Origin of the sequence: Neobacillus paridis, from assembly GCF_016765675.1 — a bacterium.
In the GTDB taxonomy this organism is placed as follows: domain Bacteria; phylum Bacillota; class Bacilli; order Bacillales; family Cytobacillaceae; genus Neobacillus; species Neobacillus paridis.
The window spans coordinates 1-1,259 of the sequence record NZ_JAESWB010000390.1 but is presented as its reverse complement, the minus strand read 5'-3'; the positions used below and the strand labels follow the sequence as shown (position 1 = coordinate 1,259).

The following is a 1,259-nucleotide window of genomic DNA, read 5'->3' as shown; positions in this document are numbered from 1 at the left end:
CCACCAGAATCCTGCCCATGTCTGAGGTGTACTGTCAATAATGGACACCCTCGTGTCAGGCGGCCTGCAGATGTCTGAAGGTATTAGCAAACACTGCAGGGGACAGGTAACCAAGGCGTGAATGACGCCGCTGGCGGTTGTAAAAAATTTCGATGTATTCCTGGACCGCTGCCTTGGCATGGGCACGCGTTTCATAATGCTGGTGATGTGTCAGTTCATTTTTCAGGCTGCCCCAGAAGCTTTCCATCGGTGCGTTATCGAAGCAATTTCCTTTGCGCGACATGGATGCTTGCATGCCAAACTGGTCCAGTAACTTGCGATAGGCATGCGCACAATATTGACTTCCCCTATCCGAATGATGGATCAATCCCGCTGGTGGTCGCTTGTTGCACACAGCTTGCCAGAGCGCCCTGGCCGTCAACTCCTGCGTCATGCGCTCGTCCATCGCATAGCCGACGATTTCACATGTGAAGACATCCTTTACGCCAGCCAGGTAAAGCCAGCCTTCCCGAGTGGGCAGATAAGTGATATCGGTCAGCCACATTTCATTTGGGCGGGTCNGCGTTTCTGCTTGCAGCGCAAGCCCAATTCCTGTCGTAGCCGTCCAATACGATCACGCCCAGCCAGGAACCCTTGTGCCACCAGCTCTGGCTGCATCCGGCGTACGCCATAGGTTTCACGGCTCTGCCAGTGTGCTGCCTTGATGGCCACCTTCAGTCGTTCGTCAGCTTGCTGGCGTTGTGACGGCTTGCGGGCAAGCCAGGCATAGAAGCCGCTGCGTGAGACGTCAAACACACGGCAAAGCAATGCTATCGGGTAGTCGAGCCGCATCGTCTTCAATTGCGCGTACCGGGCAGCGACTCCCGAGCAAAGTACGCGGTGGCCTTTTTTAAGACTTCCTTCTCCATGCGCTCCACCGCGAGCTCGCGGCGTAACCTGGCGTTCTCCGCTTCCAAGTCAGCGACGCTACGACTGCCGGGAGCTGAGGTTGATGCTGTTGATCCCCGCTTGGCAGCCGTGACCCAGTTCGCCAGCGTCCCTTTCGGCACCGATAGCCGCTGCGCCGCCATTTCCAGCGATAGTCCTTGTTCCAATACCAGCTTGACCGCTTCCGCACGAAACTCGGGCGTATAGGTCCTCAAATCTGTTCTCGTCATGCTTTCTCCCATTGACTCAGTTTATCAAACGGGAGTGTCCACAAACGTCAGGCTACCTCAATCTGCAGCAGGCGCGGGAAGTCGGACTGGAAGATCTGCGCG

The 1,259-nt window shown here is 56.3% G+C and carries 1 pseudogene; it reads right to left on the bottom strand.

Annotated features, from left to right (window positions below):
* Window positions 1-55: 55 nt before the first annotated feature.
* A pseudogene (locus JK635_RS29325) lies at window positions 56-1,157 on the bottom strand (IS3 family transposase).
* Window positions 1,158-1,259 lie beyond the last annotated feature (102 nt).